We start from the raw sequence: 18,604 nt of genomic DNA, 5'->3' as shown, positions 1-18,604 counted from the left end.
GTTGCAGTCCCTGTGGGAGCGAGCTTGCTCGCGATAGCGGAGTAACATTCAGCATCAATGTCGAATGTTGCATCCCCATCGCGAGCAAGCTCGCTCCCACAGTGTTTTTGTGGTGAGGGAAAGGTTGGGGTTGTTCAAATAATCACCAATTACCTTGCGCCTCCCTCGCCCCTTCTCTACAATTGCGCCCCTTGCTGTGATGGCAGGCACCAACGTGTCTAGCGTCCGCAAGTCCATAAGTGTCATTCACTCCTTGTCTGACCGCTTTTGAGCGGCAGGCTACAACCCGTAAGGAGCATTCATGCGTCATTACGAAATCATCTTTTTGGTCCACCCGGATCAAAGCGAGCAAGTCGGCGGCATGGTTGAGCGTTACACCAAGCTGATCGAAGAAGACGGCGGCAAAATCCACCGTCTGGAAGATTGGGGCCGTCGTCAACTGGCCTACGCAATCAACAATGTTCACAAGGCTCACTACGTGATGCTGAACGTTGAGTGCACTGGCAAGGCCCTGGCCGAGCTGGAAGACAACTTCCGCTACAACGATGCAGTGATCCGTAACCTGGTCATCCGTCGCGACGAAGCCGTTACCGGCCAGTCCGAGATGCTCAAGGCTGAAGAAAACCGCAGTGAGCGCCGTGAGCGTCGCGACCGTCCTGAGCACGAAGGCGCTGAAAGCGCTGATAGTGATGACAGCGACAACAGCGATAACGCTGACGAGTAATCCACGGACCTTTTAAGGAGCCAATTACATGGCACGTTTCTTCCGTCGTCGTAAATTCTGCCGCTTCACCGCTGAAGACGTGAAAGAGATCGATTACAAAGATCTCAACACTCTGAAAGCCTACGTATCCGAGACCGGCAAAATCGTTCCAAGCCGCATCACCGGTACCAAAGCTCGTTATCAGCGTCAGCTGGCCACCGCTATCAAGCGCGCCCGCTTCCTGGCCCTGCTGGCCTACACCGACAGCCACGGCCGCTGAGACCGGGCAGTCGACACGTAGCAAAGGATTGAATGCATGCGGGCCATAGCTGAGTTCATCATGCGCGGCCGTATGCAGGCCACTCTCGTAGTGGCTGGATGCGCGGCATTGCCGTTGTTGTATTGGTTGGGTGCTGCCGCCGGATGCCTTGTGCTCCTGCGGCGCGGATTGAGGGACGCCCTGGGCGTTCTTGCTCTGGGACTGCTGCCGGCATTGGCCTGGTGGCTTTACTCCGACGACCCACGGGCACTTCTGGTGCTACTGGGGTCTGCGAGCCTTGCGTTGGTTTTGCGCGCAAGCGAGTCCTGGAACCGCGTGCTGCTGGTCAGCATAGCGATGGGAGTGGTGTTTTCAGTGGTGTTGGGGACAGCTTTTGCTCCCCAGATCGAGATGCTGGCGCAGGCTTTGATCAAAGTCATGCCGTCGCTACTCGGCGATGTCTACCAGAAGTTGTCGGTAGACGAACAAGCGCGTTTCGCGTCCCTGATTGCACCGGTCCTGACCGGCCTGATTGCGGCTTTGTTGCAAATCGTCAGCTTGCTGAGCCTGCTTGTCGGGCGCTACTGGCAGGCGTTGTTGTACAACCCGGGCGGTTTTGGTCGCGAGTTTCGCGCCATCCGCATCCCGCTGTTGCCGGCGATGTTGCTGCTGGCGTGCATGCTTCTGGGGCCGAATTTCGGTTCACAGATGGCCATGTTGACGCCGTTGTGCAGTGTACCGCTGGTGTTCGCCGGGCTGGCCCTGATTCACGGGCTGGTGGCGCAGAAGCGACTGGCCAGGTTCTGGCTGGTGGGGTTGTACGTGACGCTGTTGCTGTTCATGCAACTGATCTATCCGTTGCTGGTGGTCCTGGCCATCGTCGACAGCCTGATTGATTTTCGCGGTCGTTCGGCACCGAAAGATGCCGATAACGCGAACGGTGAAGGTTAAAAGTTAAGAGGATTTTCACATGCAACTGATCCTTCTGGAAAAAGTCACCAACCTGGGCAACCTGGGTGACAAAGTGAACGTTAAGGCTGGTTACGGTCGTAACTACCTGCTGCCTTACGGCAAAGCTACCGCTGCGACCCCAGCCAACCTGGCTGCGTTCGAAGAGCGTCGCGCTGAGCTGGAAAAAGCTGCAGCAGATCGTAAATCGTCGGCTGAAAGCCGCGCTGCCCAACTGGCCGAGCTGGAAGTGACCATCACTGCCACCGCTGGCGACGAAGGCAAGCTGTTCGGTTCGATCGGTACTCACGACATCGCTGACGCACTGACCGCCTCCGGCGTTGAAGTGCAGAAGAGCGAAGTTCGTCTGCCGAACGGCACCATCCGCAACGTAGGCGAATTCGACGTAGCCGTGCACCTGCACGCCGAAGTTGAAGCCACCGTACGCGTTGTCGTGGTAGCAGCTTAAGCAGCACTTGTCGGCTGGCACCCTCGGGTGCTTGCCGGTAACATCGGGCACGATCCTGTTTACAGGTCGTGCCCTTTGTCTTTCTGGCATCCCCGTTTTTACATCTGATTCCAAGTGGCCATGAACGAAATCTCCGCTCCCGAGCAATACGATCTGCAAACCGCCGCGCTGAAAGTGCCGCCGCATTCCATCGAAGCCGAACAGGCTGTACTCGGTGGTCTGATGCTGGACAACAACGCCTGGGAACGCGTGCTCGATCAAGTCTCCGACGGCGATTTCTATCGACATGACCACCGTCTGATTTTCCGTGCGATCGCCAAGCTGGCCGATCAGAACTCCCCGATTGACGTCGTGACCCTTGCCGAACAGCTGGACAAGGAAGGTCAGACGTCGCAGGTGGGTGGCCTCGGTTACCTTGGCGAACTGGCGAAAAACACACCGTCCGTCGCCAACATCAAGGCTTATGCGCAGATCGTCCGTCAGCGCGCGACGTTGCGCCAACTGATCGGCATCAGCACCGAGATCGCCGACAGCGCCTTCAACCCGGAAGGTCGCACTGCCGAGGAGATCCTCGACGAAGCGGAACGCCAGATCTTCGCGATTGCCGAGGCCCGGCCGAAAACCGGTGGCCCGGTGGGTGTGAACGATTTGCTGACCAAGGCCATCGATCGCATCGACACGCTGTTCAACACTGACAACGCCATTACCGGCCTGTCCACTGGCTATACCGATCTTGATGAAAAGACCAGCGGCCTGCAGCCGGCTGACTTGATCATCGTCGCCGGTCGTCCGTCGATGGGTAAAACCACCTTCGCGATGAACCTGGTGGAAAACGCCGTACTGCGCAGTGACAAGGCTGTTCTGGTGTATTCCCTCGAGATGCCAGGCGAATCGCTGGTCATGCGTATGCTGTCGTCCCTCGGTCGGATCGACCAGACCAAGGTGCGTTCCGGTCAGTTGGAAGATGACGACTGGCCGCGCCTGACCTCGGCGGTGAATCTGCTCAATGACCGCAAGCTGTTCATCGACGACACCGCCGGTATAAGCCCGTCGGAAATGCGTGCGCGTACCCGACGTCTGGCGCGTGAACACGGTGAGATCGGCCTGATCATGATCGACTACCTTCAGTTGATGCAGATTCCAGGTTCCGGCGGCGACAACCGAACCAACGAGATTTCTGAAATCTCGCGCTCCTTGAAAGCCTTGGCCAAGGAGTTCAACTGCCCGGTGGTGGCGCTGTCCCAGCTCAACCGTTCCCTCGAGCAGCGACCGAACAAACGGCCGATCAACTCCGACCTCCGGGAATCCGGAGCGATCGAGCAGGACGCCGACGTGATCATGTTCGTTTACCGCGACGAGGTGTATCACCCGGAAACCGAGCACAAGGGCATCGCCGAAATCATCATCGGCAAGCAGCGGAACGGCCCGATCGGCTTTATCCGCCTGGCGTTCATCGGTAAGTACACGCGCTTCGAGAACCTGGCGCCGGGTAGCTACAACTTCGACGATGACGAATAAGTTTTTCATCGCCTGACCTGGCCTCATCGCGAGCAAGCTCGCTCCCACAGGTTCGGTGTGATCCTTGTGGGAGCGAGCTTGCTCGCGATGAGGTTGCCACAATTTCCGACCACAGCCGTCGGAATTGGTCAAAATTTGTGCTATATTCCGCGCCCGCGAAATTCAATGAAAGCCAACACCGGTTATCGACATGCAAGCAGCCAAGCCGTTATTTGACTATCCCAAGTACTGGGCCGAATGTTTCGGGCCAGCGCCGTTCCTGCCCATGAGCAGGGAGGAGATGGATCAGCTCGGCTGGGATTCCTGCGACATCATCATCGTCACCGGTGATGCCTACGTCGATCACCCGTCGTTCGGCATGGCGATCATCGGCCGGCTGCTGGAGTCCCAGGGCTTCCGCGTCGGGATCATTGCCCAGCCGAACTGGCAGTCCAAAGACGACTTCATGAAGCTCGGCGAGCCGAACCTGTTCTTCGGTGTCGCGGCCGGCAACATGGACTCGATGATCAACCGCTACACCGCGGACAAGAAAATCCGTTCCGACGATGCCTACACGCCGGGTGGCCTGGCCGGTAAGCGTCCGGACCGCGCCAGCCTGGTCTACAGCCAGCGCTGCAAGGAAGCCTACAAGCACGTGCCGATCGTGCTCGGCGGCATCGAAGCTTCCCTGCGCCGCATCGCCCACTACGACTACTGGCAGGACCGTGTGCGCAACTCGATCCTGATCGACGCCAGCGCCGACATCCTGCTTTACGGCAACGCCGAGCGTGCGATTGTCGAAGTCGCCCAGCGCCTGTCCTACGGTCACAAGATCGAAGACATCACCGATGTGCGTGGCACCGCGTTCATTCGTCGTGACACGCCACAAGGCTGGTACGAAGTCGACTCCACGCGCATCGACCGTCCGGGCAAGATCGACAAGATCATCAACCCGTACGTCAACACCCAGGACACCCAGGCCTGCGCCATCGAGCAGGAAAAAGGTCCGGTTGAAGATCCGCAGGAAGCCAAGGTCGTACAGATCCTGGCCAGCCCGCGCATGACCCGCGACAAGACCGTGATTCGTCTGCCGTCGGTGGAAAAGGTCCGCAACGACGCGGTGCTCTACGCCCACGCCAACCGCGTGCTGCACCTGGAAACCAACCCGGGCAACGCCCGTGCGCTGGTGCAAAAGCATGGCGAAGTCGACGTCTGGTTCAACCCGCCACCGATTCCGATGACCACTGAAGAAATGGACTACGTGTTCGGCATGCCTTATGCGCGCATTCCGCACCCGGCGTACGGCAAGGAGAAGATCCCGGCCTACGACATGATCCGCTTCTCGGTGAACATCATGCGTGGCTGCTTCGGCGGCTGCACCTTCTGCTCGATCACCGAGCACGAAGGCCGGATCATCCAGAACCGTTCCCACGAGTCGATCATTCGCGAGATCGAAGAGATTCGCGACAAGGTCCCGGGCTTTACCGGCGTGATCTCCGACCTCGGCGGCCCGACCGCGAACATGTACCGCATCGCGTGCAAGAGTCCGGAAATCGAATCCGCGTGCCGCAAGCCTTCGTGCGTGTTCCCTGGCATCTGCCCGAATCTGAACACCGACCACTCGGCGCTGATCCAGCTGTACCGCAGCGCCCGTGAGTTGCCGGGTGTGAAGAAGATCCTGATCGCTTCCGGTCTGCGTTACGACCTCGCGGTCGAGTCGCCGGAATACGTTAAAGAGTTGGTGACCCACCACGTCGGTGGTTACCTGAAGATCGCCCCGGAACACACCGAGGAAGGTCCGCTCAACCAGATGATGAAACCGGGCATCGGCAGCTATGACAAGTTCAAGCGCATGTTCGAGAAGTACTCCAAGGAAGCGGGCAAGGAGCAGTACCTGATTCCGTACTTCATCGCCGCCCACCCGGGCACCACCGATGAAGACATGATGAACCTGGCCCTGTGGCTCAAGGGTAACGGCTTCCGTGCCGACCAGGTGCAGGCGTTCTACCCGTCGCCGATGGCCACCGCCACCGCGATGTACCACTCGGGCAAAAACCCGCTGCGCAAGGTCACCTACAAGAGTGACGCGGTGACCATCGTCAAGAGCGAGGAGCAGCGTCGTCTGCACAAGGCGTTCTTGCGTTATCACGACCCGAAGGGCTGGCCGATGCTGCGCGAGGCACTGACTCGCATGGGCCGAGCCGACCTGATCGGGCCGGGCAAGAACCAGTTGATTCCATTGCACCAGCCGTCGACTGACAGCTACCAGAGCGCCCGTCGCAAGAATTCGACGCCGGCCGGTAGCCACAAGGTTGCAGGGGAAAAGACCACCAAGATCCTGACCCAGCACACCGGCCTTCCGCCACGTGCCAGCGATGGCGGCAACCCGTGGGACAAGCGCGAACAGGCCAAGGCGGCGGCATTCGCCCGCAATCAGCAGGCGGCCAAGGAGCGCAAGGATGCGGCCAAAGGCAAGGGGCCAAAGCCGACACGCAAGCCGGTCGTGCCGCGCTAAGCCGCGCCCCCGCTGAACAGAACGCCAACCTTCGGGTTGGCGTTCTGCATTCAAGGCTTGAGAAAATGTACTGGAGCTACTGGCCTCATCGCGAGCAGGCTCACTCCTACAATGAAATGCGTTTCCCTGTAGGAGCGGGCTTGCCCGCGAAGAGGCCGGAACTGCCAAGCAATTTCTGACGGATCGCCACATTTACGTGCACCTGCGTCAAACCATTTTCCCGCATCGCCCGATTTTGGTGCTGTACTGCCTCAGGCAACCGAAGAAAGCGCCAGCGCTGCTGGATGGCATAAGTCTTGCGCGCTTTTGAATACGCTTAGGGCTCGCAGGAGGCACGCCGTGTCGATTCATGTCGCATTGCACCACGTTACGCATTACCGCTATGACCGCGCTGTCGAGCTCGGCCCGCAGATCGTTCGTCTGCGTCCCGCTGCCCACAGCCGCACGCGGATTCTGTCCTATGCGCTGAAAGTCTCCCCCGAACAGCACTTCATCAACTGGCAGCAGGACCCTCAGGGCAATTACCTGGCGCGGTTGGTGTTCCCGGAAAAAACCGAAGAATTGCGAATCGAGGTCGATCTGCTGGCGGAAATGGCGATCTTCAATCCGTTCGACTTCTTTCTCGAACCCTACGCGGAAAAGATCCCCTTCGCCTATGCCGCGGATGAGCGCAAGGAGCTGGCGCCGTACCTGGAAACCCTGCCCCTGACGCCGAAGTTCAAGGCTTACCTGGACGGCATCGACCGCACGCCGTTGCCCGCCGTGGACTTTCTCGTCGCGCTCAACCAGCGTTTGAGTGAAGACATCGACTACCTGATCCGCATGGAGCCCGGCGTACAAACGCCTGAGCACACCCTCGACCAGGCGTCCGGTTCGTGCCGCGATTCCGCCTGGTTGCTGGTGCAACTGCTGCGCAACCTGGGGCTGGCGGCACGTTTCGTGTCGGGCTACCTGATCCAGCTGACCGCCGACGTCAAAAGTCTCGACGGGCCGTCCGGCACCGAAGTGGATTTCACCGACCTGCATGCCTGGTGCGAGGTGTACCTGCCCGGCGCCGGCTGGATCGGCCTGGATGCGACCTCCGGGCTGTTTGCCGGTGAAGGACACATTCCGTTGGCCTGTAGTCCCGATCCGTCCTCTGCGGCGCCGATCAGCGGCTTGGTGGAACCCTGCGAGTGTGAATTCAGCCACGAAATGTCCGTGGAACGGATTTGGGAGGCGCCACGGGTCACCAAGCCCTACACCGACGACCAGTGGCTGGCGATCCAGACCCTGGGCCGTCAGATCGATGCCGACCTGCTGGAGGGCGATGTGCGCCTGACCATGGGTGGCGAGCCGACCTTTGTGTCCATCGATGACCCGGACGGCGCCGAATGGAATACCGCGGCACTGGGACCGGATAAGCGACGGCTGTCCGCCGAGCTGTTCCAGCACATGCGCAAGCACTACGCGCCCCAGGGGCTGGTGCATTTCGGACAGGGCAAGTGGTACCCTGGCGAGCAACTGCCGCGCTGGTCGCTCAATTGCTACTGGCGCCGTGACGGCGTGCCGATCTGGCACAACAGCGCACTGATCGCCGACGAGCAGCAAGACTACGGTGCCGACGGCGCGCTGGCCGGGCGTTTCCTGGCGAGCGTCGCCGAACGCCTTAAGATTCCGACACGCTTTGTGTTCCCAGCCTACGAAGACAATTTCTATTACCTCTGGCGCGAAGGCATGCTGCCGCAGAACGTCAGTGCCGAAGACTCGCGTCTGGAAGAACCGCTGGAACGGGCACGCCTGCGCAAAGTATTCAACCAAGGCCTGGACAAGGTCATCGGCCAGGTCCTGCCGCTGGCGCGCACCGCCAAGGGTGATCAGTGGCAGAGCGGGCGCTGGTATCTGCGCGACGAGCACTGCCGACTGGTGCCGGGTGATTCGCCGCTGGGTTATCGCTTGCCATTGGGTTCGCAACCGTGGGTGAAGGCGGCGGAGTATCCGTTCATTCATCCGCAAGACCCGAATCAGGATTTCCCGCCGCTGCCCGATACCACGCAACTGCAAAGCAAAAACGAAGCTGCCGAGGTGCAGGAGCGTGCACCGAAGATTGACGAATCCGCCGACTGGCTGACCCGCACCGCCTTCTGTGCCGAGGCGCGGGAAGGCCGGTTGTATCTGTTCATGCCGCCGCTGGAACGGGTCGAGGACTACCTTGAACTGGTCGCCGCCATCGAAGCCACCGCCGAAGAGTTGCTGTGCCCGGTGTTGCTGGAGGGCTATGAGCCGCCGAGCGATCCGCGCCTGAGCAACTTGCGCATCACTCCGGACCCGGGGGTGATCGAGGTCAACGTACAGCCGTCCGCGACCTGGGATGAACTGGTCGAGCGCACCGAATTCCTCTACGAACAAGCGCGCCAGACCCGGCTGACCACCGAGAAGTTCATGATCGACGGCCGGCATACCGGCACGGGTGGCGGTAACCATTTCGTGCTGGGTGGCGCGACACCGGGGGACTCGCCGTTTCTGCGTCGCCCGGATCTATTGCGCAGCCTGATCAGTTACTGGCACAACCACCCGTCGCTGTCCTACCTGTTTTCCGGTTTGTTCATCGGCCCGACGTCCCAGGCGCCCCGTGTCGACGAAGCGCGCAACGATGCCTTGTACGAACTGGAGATCGCTTTCGCGCAGATGCCTGAAGCGGGCGAGGAATGTCCTCCATGGTTGGTGGACCGGCTGCTGCGCAATCTGCTGATCGATGTGACCGGCAACACCCACCGCGCCGAGTTCTGCATCGACAAGCTCTATTCGCCGGACGGTGCCACCGGGCGCCTCGGGTTGCTGGAGCTGCGCGCGTTCGAGATGCCGCCCCATGCACGCATGAGCCTGGCGCAACAACTGTTGCTGCGGGCGCTGGTCGCGCGGTTCTGGCGCGAGCCCTATGCACCGCCGAAACTGGCGCGCTGGGGCACGGAGCTGCACGATCGCTTCCTGTTGCCGCACTTTATCGAGCAAGACTTCGCCGATGTTATCGTCGACCTCAACGCCGCCGGTTATCCGGTGCGGGCCGAATGGTTCGCCGCGCATCTGGAGTTCCGTTTTCCCAAGGTTGGCGACTTCGCCGTCAGTGGCATTGCGCTGGAACTGCGTCAAGCCCTCGAGCCCTGGCATGTGCTGGGCGAAGAGGGCGCTGTGGGCGGTACGGTGCGTTACGTGGATTCGTCGCTGGAGCGTTTGCAGGTCAAGCTCAGCGGTCTACCGCCCCAGCGTTATCTGCTGACCTGCAACGGCATCCCGCTGCCATTGCAGCCCACGGGGCGTGTAGGCGAATTCGTCGCGGGCGTGAGATTTCGTGCCTGGCAACCGGCCAACTGTCTGCAACCGACCATCCCGGTTCACGCGCCGCTGGTGTTCGACCTGCTCGACACCTGGATGCAGCGCTCGCTGGGCGGTTGTCAGTACCACGTCGCCCATCCGGGCGGGCGCAACTATGACAGCTTGCCGGTCAATGCCAATGAAGCGGAGAGCCGGCGGATGGCGCGCTTCTTCCGCATCGGACACACGCCAGGGAAACTTCCTGTACCTAAACTGGAAATCAACGACGAGCTACCAATGACACTCGATTTGCGACGTTTCTAAACCGTACGCGACGCTCGGATTTTTCGTATATCCGGGTGTCACGAGCCTGCGTTAGTCTGACCGTTCATTGCTGTCTGCCGAGTTTTCCATGCCTGACCTGCTAGACCGCTACCCGCTGACGGCGGGCACCTATCACGAACTGCTCGACGACAGTGGTGCCGTGCGCCCGCACTGGCGCCGGCTGTTCGAGCAGTTGCAACGCAGCACGCCGGCGCAACTGGTGCAGCGTCAGGCCCTGCTGACCCGGCAGATTCAGGAAAACGGCGTTACCTATAACGTCTATGCCGACCCGAAGGGCGCGGACCGGCCGTGGGAGCTGGACCTGCTGCCCCATGTCATCGCGGCCGATGAGTGGCAACAGTTGTCGGCCGGCATTGCTCAGCGGGCGCGATTGCTCAATGCCGTGCTGGCTGACCTTTACGGCCCGCAACGGCTGGTTGCCGAAGGTCTGCTGCCCGCCGAGCTGGTGTTCGGTCACAACAACTTTCTTTGGCCCTGTCAGGGCATCAGCCCGCCAGACGAAGCCTTTCTGCATCTGTATGCCGTGGACCTGGCGCGCACACCCGATGGCCGCTGGTGGGTGACGGCGGATCGTACCCAGGCGCCTTCGGGAGCCGGGTATGCGCTGGAAAACCGTACGATTGTGTCCCGGGCCTTTCCCGAGTTGTACCGCGATCTGAAAGTGCAGCACCTGGCCGGGTTCTTCCGTACCTTGCAGGAAACCCTGGCCCGTCAGGCCCCGAGTGACGGGGACGCGCCGTTGGTCGTGCTGCTGACGCCGGGGCGTTTCAACGAAAGCTATTTTGAACATCTGTATCTGGCCCGCCAACTCGGTTATCCGCTGGTGGAGGGCGGCGACCTGACGGTGCGCGACGCCACGGTCTATCTGAAGACCCTGAGTGGCCTGCGTCGGGTCCACGCGATCATGCGTCGACTCGATGACGATTTCTGCGATCCGCTGGAGTTGCGTACCGACTCAGCCCTCGGCGTGCCGGGCCTGCTGGAAGCCGTGCGGCAGGGGCGGGTGCTGGTGGCCAACGCCCTCGGCAGCGGTGTGCTGGAGTCGCCCGGTTTGTTGGGTTTTCTGCCGAGGATCAATCAATTCCTGTTTGGCGAAGAGCTGATCCTGCCGTCCATTGCCACTTGGTGGTGTGGCGAAGCGCCGGTTCTGGCCCAGGCCCTGGAGAAGCTTCCGGAGTTGCTGATCAAACCGGCGTTTCCGTCCCAGAGTTTTGCTCCTGTATTTGGCCGTGATTTGAGTGAAAAGCAGCGTCAGGAACTCGCCGAGCACATGCAGGCGCGTCCATACGCCTATGTGGCGCAAGAGCTCGCACAATTGTCTCAGGCGCCGATCTGGCAAGCCGAAGGCGGTCAACTGCAACCCCGTGCCATCGGCATGCGCGTGTATGCGGTGGCCAGCCGCGAGGGATATCGGGTATTGCCCGGTGGCTTGACCCGGGTCGCCGCCCAAGCCGATGCCGAAGTGGTGTCTATGCAGCGCGGCGGCGCCAGCAAGGACACCTGGGTGCTGGGCGAACGTGCGCCCAGCGGCGAACAATGGAAGGCCCAGCGCAACATCGGCGTGCATGACCTGGTGCGGCGCGATCCGTACCTGCCGTCGCGAGTGGTGGAAAACCTGTTCTGGTTCGGTCGTTACTGCGAACGTTGCGACGACAGTGCCCGCTTGCTGCGCATCATGCTGGCGCGCTATGTCGACGGCGACGACCCGCAAGCCTTGCAGGCCGCGGTGGACCTCGGCGAACGGCTGATGCTGCTGCCCGAGGAGGGCGAGTTGCCGGAGCGCCTGTTGGCGGCGTTGCTCGGCGATGACTGGCCGTTCAGCCTGCGTTCCAACCTGCAACGCTTGCAGTGGGCGGCTTCACAGGTGCGCGGCAAACTCTCGCGGGAAAACTGGCAGGCGCTGGTGGAGTTGCAGCGCGAAGCCATGGAGCTGGAAACCGAAGAGCCGGATTTCGGCGAGTTGCTGGATTTCCTCAACCGTCTGGTGATGTCCCTGGCGGCGCTGTCCGGCTTTGCCCTGGACGACATGACCCGGGACGAAGGCTGGCGTTTCCTGATGATTGGCCGGCGGATCGAGCGCCTGCAATTTCTCAGCGCCAGCCTGGCGGCGTTCCTGCGGGGCGCCGGGGCTTTCGACCAGGCCGGGCTGGAATGGCTGCTGGAACTGGGCAACAGCAGCATCACCTACCGTTCTCGCTACCTGGCGGTGGCGCAGATGATTCCGGTGCTCGACCTGCTATTGCTCGACGAGCAGAACCCTCACGCCGTGTTGTTCCAGTTGAAACTGGTGACCCGCACCCTCAAACGCCTCAATGATGACTTTGGCGTGCCGCGCGAAGCAGCGCTGCCGCAATTGGTCGAGCGTCTGGCGCGATTCGATCTGGGCTGCCTGGAAAACCCGCTGTTCGGCGACGCCAGTGTTCGCGCCGCCATCGAGGGGCTGGCCGCGCTGCTGCAAGAGATCGCCGATGCCAGCGGGCAGGTTTCCGATCGCCTGGCGCTGCGGCATTTCGCCCATGTCGATGATGTCAGCCAGCGCACGGTGTCCGTCTGATGAGCGCCCACTACCAGATTTTTCACGACACCCATTACCACTACGACAGCCCGGTGTCCCTGGCCCAGCAACTGGCGCATTTGTGGCCACGGCCTTGTGCCTGGCAGCGCTGCACCGACCGGCAATTGCAGATCAGCCCGCAGCCGACCTCGCGTCGCGATGAACTGGATGTGTTCGGCAATCCGTTGACCCGGCTGGCGTTCGAGCGTCCCCACGACGAATTGCTGGTCAACGCCAGCCTGACCATTGAAGTGCTGCCCCGAGCTGCACTGGACTTCAATCTGTCACCCGCATGGGAAGAGACCCGTAGCGCGCTGACCTACAGCAGCCAACCGCTGTCGCCCGAATTGCTGGAAGCCTGCCGATACCGGTTTGAATCGCCGTATGTGCATTTGAAGAAAAACTTCGTCGAGTTTTCGCAAAGCTGTTTTCCGCCCGGTCGAGCGTTGTTGCTCGGCGTGCAGGCGCTGATGGAGAAAATCTTCAGTGAGTTCACCTTCGATGCCGAAGCGACCCAGGTGGCGACGCCGCTGGTGGAGGTGCTGGAGCGTAGGCGCGGGGTCTGCCAGGACTTTGCCCACCTGATGCTCGCTTGCGTACGCTCCAGAGGGTTGGCGGCGAGGTATATCAGCGGCTACCTGCTGACCCAGCCGCCACCGGGCCAGCCACGGCTGATCGGTGCCGATGCGTCCCACGCCTGGGTCTCGGTGTTTTGCCCGGTGCTGGGGTGGGTGGATTTCGATCCGACCAACAATGTGCAACCGGCGCTGGAGCACATCACCCTGGCCTGGGGCCGGGATTTTTCCGATGTGTCGCCGTTGCGGGGGGTGATTCTGGGGGGAGGGAACCATGACCCGGAAGTGCGCGTCACAGTGATGCCTCTGGATTAACGCAGGTCCCCTGTAGGAGCGAGCTTGCTCGCGAAAAACGATGGGGCACCGTGTTTCTACCGGTTTCCCGCGTCATCGTTAACGACCATCGCGAGCAAGCTCGCTCCTACAGAGGATCCGGTGGGCCTGATCAGGTTATCGGCCCGGAGGTTCTCAGGCGTCGGGCGCCGAGTCTTTCGGTGCATCAACATCGTCTTCTGCCGACACTTCACCCTCAGGGTTCAGTGCCGCTTCTTCAGCTGTAGCTTTCTTGCGCTGAAGTTTTTCCTCTTTCTTCTGCTCCTTGGCCAAGTCTCTCTGACGTTTGGCGAAGGAATAATTAGGTTTAGCCATGGGCGATCCTCTGGGGTCGAAGGTGAGGTTGAGCGGCGCATATTCTGCCCTGTATCGGTGCCGAGCCGTTAGTTGGGTTTTTGCTCGGCCCATTTTGGCGCTACGGACGGTTGCCAGGCATCCAGAGCATCGATCAGGGTTTGCGGCGATTCGCTCACTTGCAGCATGTCACGGTGCTGCCCGCGAACGAAGCCTTCGCCGACGATATGATCGAGAAAAGACGTCAATTTGCTGTAGAAACCGTTCACTTCCAGCAATCCCAGCGGTTTTCCGTGGTAGCCGAGCTGGCCCCAGGTCCAGACTTCGAACAGTTCTTCGAGGGTGCCAAGGCCACCGGGTAGCGCGATAAAGGCATCGCTGAGCTCGGCCATCCGTGCTTTGCGCGCGTGCATGCCATCGACGACTTCCAGGCGAGTCAGGCCGCTGTGGCCGATTTCCTTGTCCTTGAGGCTTTGCGGGATGATGCCGATCACTTCACCGCCGGCCGCCAGGGCCGCATCGGCGACGATGCCCATCAGGCCCACGGCGCCACCGCCATACACCAGGGTCAGCTTGCGCTCGGCCAATGCCCGGCCAAGGGCCACGGCAGCTTCGCGGTAAGCCGGGTTGGTGCCGGTGCTGGCACCACAAAATACACAAACGGATGTTAAAGACATGCCTTGCTCCATGGTCGATCAGGGCCACAGAGTAAAGGCAGGCGCATGGTACTCCAAGGGCTAGACTTCGAGTTCTGGCGTTTCGTACGTACCGCTGGCGCCGCAGGCGTAGGCGGCCAGCAAACTGCACAACAGGCTGTTGATCGACATGACAGACATTCCATTTGAAGGGGGACGGCCTGATGATAGGTCCGGGCCAGACACTTGGCCGGTAGATAATTTGCATCGGCCTCATAGCCCGAAAGTTGTATACAGTTTTTGATTCAAGTCATATGAACTTGCGAAGTTTTCAGGCAGTCTTCTGTTTATTCGCGATTTCGTTAACCCTGTCTTGGAGATTCACCATGTTTGCCAAACTTGTTGCGGTATCCCTGTTGACGCTGGCCAGCAGCCAATTGATGGCTGCCGAGTGCAAAGTCACCGTCGACTCCACCGACCAGATGTCTTTCGACACGAAGGCCATTGAAATCGACAAGAGCTGCAAGACGTTTACCGTGGAACTCAAGCACTCCGGCAGCTTGCCGAAGAACGTCATGGGCCATAACTGGGTGCTGAGTAAAGAAGCCGACATGCAGCCGATCGCCACCGATGGTCTGAGCGCCGGCATCGACAAGAACTACCTGAAAGAAGGCGACGCCCGCGTGATCGCCCACACCAAGATCATCGGCGCTGGCGAGACAGATTCGGTAACCTTCGATGTGTCCAAGCTCGATGCCGCTCAAAAGTACGGTTTCTTCTGCTCGTTCCCGGGCCACATCTCGATGATGAAAGGCACCGTGACTCTGAAGTAATCAGGCACGCCGCGTCATCGTTCTTCGCGAGCAGGCTCGCTCCCACAGGTACTGCGCCGTCAATGTGGGAGTGAGCCTGCTCGCGAAGGGGCCATCAGCATCAATGAATCTAATGGTCAAAGAAAAGCCCGCTGAGGATCACGCCTCAGCGGGCTTTTTCATTCACTCACGCCTCAAGGCGCAAACGGCATCACCCGCTTGTGATGGGTCTTGTTGTAGGTATCGACAATGATCTTGAACGCCTCTTCACGCACCGGCTCGCCGTGCAGGAACGCGTCGATCTCGGCGTAGGTCACGCCGTGGGAGGCTTCATCCGGTTTGCCCGGCGACAGATCCTCAAGGTCAGCGGTCGGGACTTTCTCCACCAGCGACTCCGGCGCGCCGAAGCGGCGGGCGATAGCGCGGACCTGGTTTTTCACCAGACCACTCAGTGGCGCCAGGTCGCAGGCGCCGTCGCCGAACTTGGTGAAGAAACCCATCACCGCTTCCGCCGCGTGATCGGTGCCGATCACCAGGCCATGGGCCGCGCCGGCGATGGTGTACTGGGCGACCATGCGCATGCGCGCCTTGGTGTTGCCGAGCACGAAGTCCACCGACACCGCGTGCTTGCCTTCGAAGGCCGCCACCTCATTGGCCAGGGATTTGACCGCCGGGCCGATGTTCACGGTGTGGCGCTCGTCCGGCTTGATGAAATCCACCGAAGCCTGGGCGTCGTGCTCATCGAACTGGGTTTCGTAGGGCAGGCGCACGGCGATGAACTTGTACGCGGCATCACCGCTGCGCTGACGCAGTTCCCGGACGGCCCGTTGGGCCAGCAGGCCGGCGGTCAGGGAGTCGACACCGCCACTGATGCCCAGCACCAGGGTCTTGAGCCCGGAGTTGACCAGGCAGTCCTGAATGAAGGTCACCCGCCGGGCGACTTCGGCCTCAAGGGCGGCTTCGTCGGCGAATGGCGGCTGGACCTTGAGCTGTTCAGCAATCTCACGCTGTACGGCTTGCATGAATTCACTCCTTGCTAGATGTACTTGAAAGGGCGGCAGGAACCTGGAAAACGTGTCGCAAGTAAGCGACGAAATTCGGGTCTTTACAGTGCGTCTTGCCTGGCTCGTCGGAGACCTTCGCCACCGGCTGGCCGTTGCAGGCGGCCATTTTAAGCACGATGCTCATCGGTTCGACACCCGGAATGTCACAGGTCAGGTTGGTGCCGATGCCGAAGCTGACATTTATCCGACCGCGCAGCGCCCGGAATATCTCCAGCGCCTTGGGCAGGGTCAGGCTGTCGGAGAACGTCAGCGTCTTGCTCATCGGGTCGATGCCGAGCTTGTGATAGTGGGCGATGGCTTTTTCCGCCCAGGCCACCGGATCGCCCGAGTCGTGGCGCAAACCGTCGAAAAGCTTGGCGAAAAACAGATCGAAATCGCCGAGGAAGGCATCCATGGTGATGCAGTCGGTCAGGGCAATCCCCAGCAGGCCACGGTATTCGCGGACCCAGCAATCGAGTGCGGCGATCTGGCTGTCGATCAGCCGCGGGCCGAGTTGCTGGTGCGCCATGATCCATTCGTGGGCCATGGTGCCCAGGGGTTTCATGTCCAGTTCCCGGGACAGGTGCACGTTGCTGGTGCCGACGAAGCGTCCGGGGAAATCGTGCTTGAGCACATTCACCACTTCTTCCTGCACCCGATACGAGAAACGACGACGCGTGCCGAAATCGGCCACCTGCAATTCGGATAATTCATCACTGCCGGCGTTGGCGCTCAGCCAGTCGAACTTGCGGTAGAGCTGCTCGCGGGCCTGTTCCAGCACGACTTCTCGGTAGCGATAGCGGTTGCGGACCTCGCTGACCAGAGCCAGCAGCGGCACTTCGAACAGGATCACATGCAGCCAGGGGCCCCGCAGGCGGATAAACAGCTCACCGTTTTCGATGCCGGTATGGATATAGCGCAGGTTGAAGCGAAACAAACCGAGAAAACGCAGGAAGTCAGGCTTCAGGAAGCTGATGCGCTCCAGAAAGCTCAACTGGTCGGCGCTCAGGCTCAGTTCGGACAGGCGCTCGATCTGGAATCGGATCTCCGCCAGGTACGGGCGCAAGTCCTCGCCGTTACGGCAACGAAACTCCCATTCGACTTCGACGTTCGGGTAGTTGTGCAGCACCGCCTGCATCATCGTCAGTTTGTAGAAGTCGGTGTCGAGCAGGTTCTGCACGATGCGATCGGCAAACACACTCTCGCTCATAACGGGAATCTCCAGCGTTGCTGCGGTATTGGACAATGGCGTTAGTGGCGCATATCAGTAGCAAGGAATGCCAGCGATTTTTTGGCCGCTGCAATTCCCCTGTGGGAGCGAGCCTGCTCGCGAATGCGGTTTGTCAGTCACATTGATGCTGGATGTGCCGACGCCTTCGCGAGCAGGCTCGCTCCCACAAGGAATGCGCCAAGGCTCAATGTTGTGGGGCATCCAGATTGTCGATCTGCTCCAGCATCCACTTCACAAAGTCCCGTACCTTGGGCACTTCCGCCGAGTGCTCCGGGTATGCAAGGTAATAGGCGTCCGTGCTGGGCATTGCATGCTGCCAGGGAATGACCAGCTTGCCGTCGGCCAGTTCCTCCTCCACCAGAAAGCGCGGCAACAACGCCACGCCGCAGCCGACCTGGGCGGCGCGGATGCACATGTAAAAGGTTTCGAAACGCGGGCCGTGATAGCTGTGCTCGGTGTGGTAGCCCTGATGCTCGAACCAGTCGTGCCAGGCCTGGGGGCGGGAGGCGTTTTGCAGCAGTACCAGATCGGACAGTTGCGTCGGATCGGTAAACGGTTGGGCAGGCAGGCTGCCCGGGGCGCACACCGGCACCAGCTCTTCGCCGAACAGCTTCAGGCATTCGGAGCCGGGCCGCGAGCCTTGGCCGAAGTAGAACGCCAGGTCGCTGCGACCTTGCAGCAGATCGTCGGCTTCCTGCTCGCTGCACAGGTCCAGGTGGATCGACGGGTGCCGCAGGCGCCAGCCTTTCAGACGCGGCACCAGCCAGCGCGCGCCGAAGGTTGGAGGCGTCGATACCCGAAGGACTTCTGTTTCGCCACCGTAGGAACGCAGGTAATGGGTCGACATCTCGACCTGCGTGAGGATTTTTCGCACCTCAACCAGGTACAGATCGCCAGCCGGCGTCATCTGCAGGCGTCGGCGTACCCGGCGAAACAGCAGGTGCTGCAACAGCTCTTCAAGTTGTGCGACCTGTTTGCTCACGGCGCTCTGGGTCAGGTTCAACTCTTCGGCGGCCCGGGTGAAGCTCAAATGCCGGGTGACGGCCTCGAAGCACTGCAACGCAGCGATCGACGGCAAGTAGCGTTTATTCAGCATGGGC

The 18,604-nt window shown here is 60.8% G+C and carries 15 protein-coding genes; 10 read left to right on the top strand and 5 right to left on the bottom strand.

What is annotated here, in order from left to right; all coding sequences use genetic code 11:
* The first annotated feature begins 301 nt into the window (after window positions 1-301).
* The 9 genes from rpsF to ACM6J5_RS12915 all read left to right on the top strand — a co-directional run bounded on the left by rpsF (window position 302) and on the right by ACM6J5_RS12915 (window position 13,471).
* Window positions 302-724 (top strand): 30S ribosomal protein S6, encoded by a 423-nt coding sequence (gene rpsF / locus ACM6J5_RS12955; protein ID WP_008048087.1) that lies wholly within the window; start codon window positions 302-304, stop codon window positions 722-724.
* A 28-nt stretch (window positions 725-752) separates the two neighbouring features.
* Window positions 753-983: a 30S ribosomal protein S18 gene (gene rpsR / locus ACM6J5_RS12950; protein ID WP_002551829.1), complete on the top strand. Its 231-nt coding sequence runs from the start codon at window positions 753-755 to the stop codon at window positions 981-983.
* A gap of 36 nt (window positions 984-1,019) precedes the next feature.
* Complete coding sequence (locus ACM6J5_RS12945) at window positions 1,020-1,913, top strand: hypothetical protein (RefSeq protein WP_095945453.1); 894 nt, start codon at window positions 1,020-1,022, stop codon at window positions 1,911-1,913.
* Between the two features lie 19 nt (window positions 1,914-1,932).
* Entirely contained in the window at window positions 1,933-2,379 is a 447-nt protein-coding gene (rplI, locus tag ACM6J5_RS12940; RefSeq protein ID WP_034149636.1) for a 50S ribosomal protein L9, read from the top strand.
* Window positions 2,380-2,499: 120 nt separating this feature from the next.
* Entirely contained in the window at window positions 2,500-3,897 is a 1,398-nt protein-coding gene (gene dnaB / locus ACM6J5_RS12935) for a replicative DNA helicase (RefSeq protein ID WP_053153720.1), read from the top strand.
* A 190-nt stretch (window positions 3,898-4,087) separates the two neighbouring features.
* Complete coding sequence (locus tag ACM6J5_RS12930) at window positions 4,088-6,391, top strand: YgiQ family radical SAM protein (protein ID WP_007994999.1); 2,304 nt, start codon at window positions 4,088-4,090, stop codon at window positions 6,389-6,391.
* Window positions 6,392-6,730: 339 nt separating this feature from the next.
* Window positions 6,731-10,006, top strand: coding sequence for a DUF2126 domain-containing protein (locus tag ACM6J5_RS12925; RefSeq protein WP_414928640.1), 3,276 nt, complete (start codon window positions 6,731-6,733; stop codon window positions 10,004-10,006).
* Window positions 10,007-10,094: 88 nt separating this feature from the next.
* Complete coding sequence (locus ACM6J5_RS12920) at window positions 10,095-12,581, top strand: circularly permuted type 2 ATP-grasp protein (protein WP_414928639.1); 2,487 nt, start codon at window positions 10,095-10,097, stop codon at window positions 12,579-12,581.
* Complete coding sequence (locus ACM6J5_RS12915; RefSeq protein ID WP_095945450.1) at window positions 12,581-13,471, top strand: transglutaminase family protein; 891 nt, start codon at window positions 12,581-12,583, stop codon at window positions 13,469-13,471. Before ACM6J5_RS12920 ends, ACM6J5_RS12915 begins: the two co-directional genes overlap by 1 nt.
* A 153-nt stretch (window positions 13,472-13,624) precedes the next feature.
* Here ACM6J5_RS12915 and ACM6J5_RS12910 read toward each other — a convergent pair whose 3' ends face one another.
* Together ACM6J5_RS12910 and ACM6J5_RS12905 are read right to left on the bottom strand one after the other, a co-directional pair.
* Window positions 13,625-13,804: a hypothetical protein gene (locus ACM6J5_RS12910; RefSeq protein ID WP_095945449.1), complete on the bottom strand. Its 180-nt coding sequence runs from the start codon at window positions 13,802-13,804 to the stop codon at window positions 13,625-13,627.
* Window positions 13,805-13,872: 68 nt separating this feature from the next.
* Window positions 13,873-14,460 carry a TIGR00730 family Rossman fold protein gene (locus ACM6J5_RS12905; protein WP_095945448.1) on the bottom strand — a complete coding sequence of 196 codons (588 nt, stop codon included), beginning with the start codon at window positions 14,458-14,460 and terminating at the stop codon, window positions 13,873-13,875.
* Window positions 14,461-14,804: 344 nt separating this feature from the next.
* On the opposite strand from ACM6J5_RS12905, the gene azu reads away from it, so the two are divergent.
* The gene (azu, locus tag ACM6J5_RS12900; protein WP_095945447.1) at window positions 14,805-15,251 is read left to right on the top strand and encodes an azurin; all 447 of its coding nucleotides are present in this window, start codon (window positions 14,805-14,807) and stop codon (window positions 15,249-15,251) included.
* A gap of 173 nt (window positions 15,252-15,424) precedes the next feature.
* Here the strand turns inward: azu and nadE are convergent, their stop codons facing one another.
* From nadE to ACM6J5_RS12885, 3 genes are all read right to left on the bottom strand, one after another.
* Complete coding sequence (nadE, locus tag ACM6J5_RS12895) at window positions 15,425-16,252, bottom strand: ammonia-dependent NAD(+) synthetase (RefSeq protein ID WP_414928638.1); 828 nt, start codon at window positions 16,250-16,252, stop codon at window positions 15,425-15,427.
* Between the two features lie 4 nt (window positions 16,253-16,256).
* Window positions 16,257-17,483, bottom strand: coding sequence for a nicotinate phosphoribosyltransferase (pncB, locus tag ACM6J5_RS12890; protein WP_095945445.1), 1,227 nt, complete (start codon window positions 17,481-17,483; stop codon window positions 16,257-16,259).
* Window positions 17,484-17,688: 205 nt separating this feature from the next.
* A complete protein-coding gene (locus ACM6J5_RS12885) occupies window positions 17,689-18,600 on the bottom strand; it encodes a LysR family transcriptional regulator (RefSeq protein WP_095945444.1) in 912 nt (303 codons plus the stop codon).
* Window positions 18,601-18,604 lie beyond the last annotated feature (4 nt).

Source organism: Pseudomonas sp. IT-P74 (assembly GCF_949768175.1).
GTDB lineage: Bacteria > Pseudomonadota > Gammaproteobacteria > Pseudomonadales > Pseudomonadaceae > Aquipseudomonas.
This window is presented reverse-complemented; position numbering and strand designations above follow the sequence as displayed.

What these genes read in the sequence shown, in the direction of transcription:
- rpsF (WP_008048087.1), top strand. Translation starts at nt 302, where the DNA reads ATGCGTCATTACGAAATCATCTTTTTGGTCCACCCGGATCAAAGCGAG.
- rpsR (WP_002551829.1), top strand. Translation starts at nt 753, where the DNA reads ATGGCACGTTTCTTCCGTCGTCGTAAATTCTGCCGCTTCACCGCTGAA.
- ACM6J5_RS12945 (WP_095945453.1), top strand. Translation starts at nt 1,020, where the DNA reads ATGCGGGCCATAGCTGAGTTCATCATGCGCGGCCGTATGCAGGCCACT.
- rplI (WP_034149636.1), top strand. Translation starts at nt 1,933, where the DNA reads ATGCAACTGATCCTTCTGGAAAAAGTCACCAACCTGGGCAACCTGGGT.
- dnaB (WP_053153720.1), top strand. Translation starts at nt 2,500, where the DNA reads ATGAACGAAATCTCCGCTCCCGAGCAATACGATCTGCAAACCGCCGCG.
- ACM6J5_RS12930 (WP_007994999.1), top strand. Translation starts at nt 4,088, where the DNA reads ATGCAAGCAGCCAAGCCGTTATTTGACTATCCCAAGTACTGGGCCGAA.
- ACM6J5_RS12920 (WP_414928639.1), top strand. Translation starts at nt 10,095, where the DNA reads ATGCCTGACCTGCTAGACCGCTACCCGCTGACGGCGGGCACCTATCAC.
- ACM6J5_RS12915 (WP_095945450.1), top strand. Translation starts at nt 12,581, where the DNA reads ATGAGCGCCCACTACCAGATTTTTCACGACACCCATTACCACTACGAC.
- ACM6J5_RS12910 (WP_095945449.1), bottom strand. Translation starts at nt 13,804, where the DNA reads ATGGCTAAACCTAATTATTCCTTCGCCAAACGTCAGAGAGACTTGGCC.
- ACM6J5_RS12905 (WP_095945448.1), bottom strand. Translation starts at nt 14,460, where the DNA reads ATGTCTTTAACATCCGTTTGTGTATTTTGTGGTGCCAGCACCGGCACC.
- azu (WP_095945447.1), top strand. Translation starts at nt 14,805, where the DNA reads ATGTTTGCCAAACTTGTTGCGGTATCCCTGTTGACGCTGGCCAGCAGC.
- nadE (WP_414928638.1), bottom strand. Translation starts at nt 16,252, where the DNA reads ATGCAAGCCGTACAGCGTGAGATTGCTGAACAGCTCAAGGTCCAGCCG.
- pncB (WP_095945445.1), bottom strand. Translation starts at nt 17,483, where the DNA reads ATGAGCGAGAGTGTGTTTGCCGATCGCATCGTGCAGAACCTGCTCGAC.
- ACM6J5_RS12885 (WP_095945444.1), bottom strand. Translation starts at nt 18,600, where the DNA reads ATGCTGAATAAACGCTACTTGCCGTCGATCGCTGCGTTGCAGTGCTTC.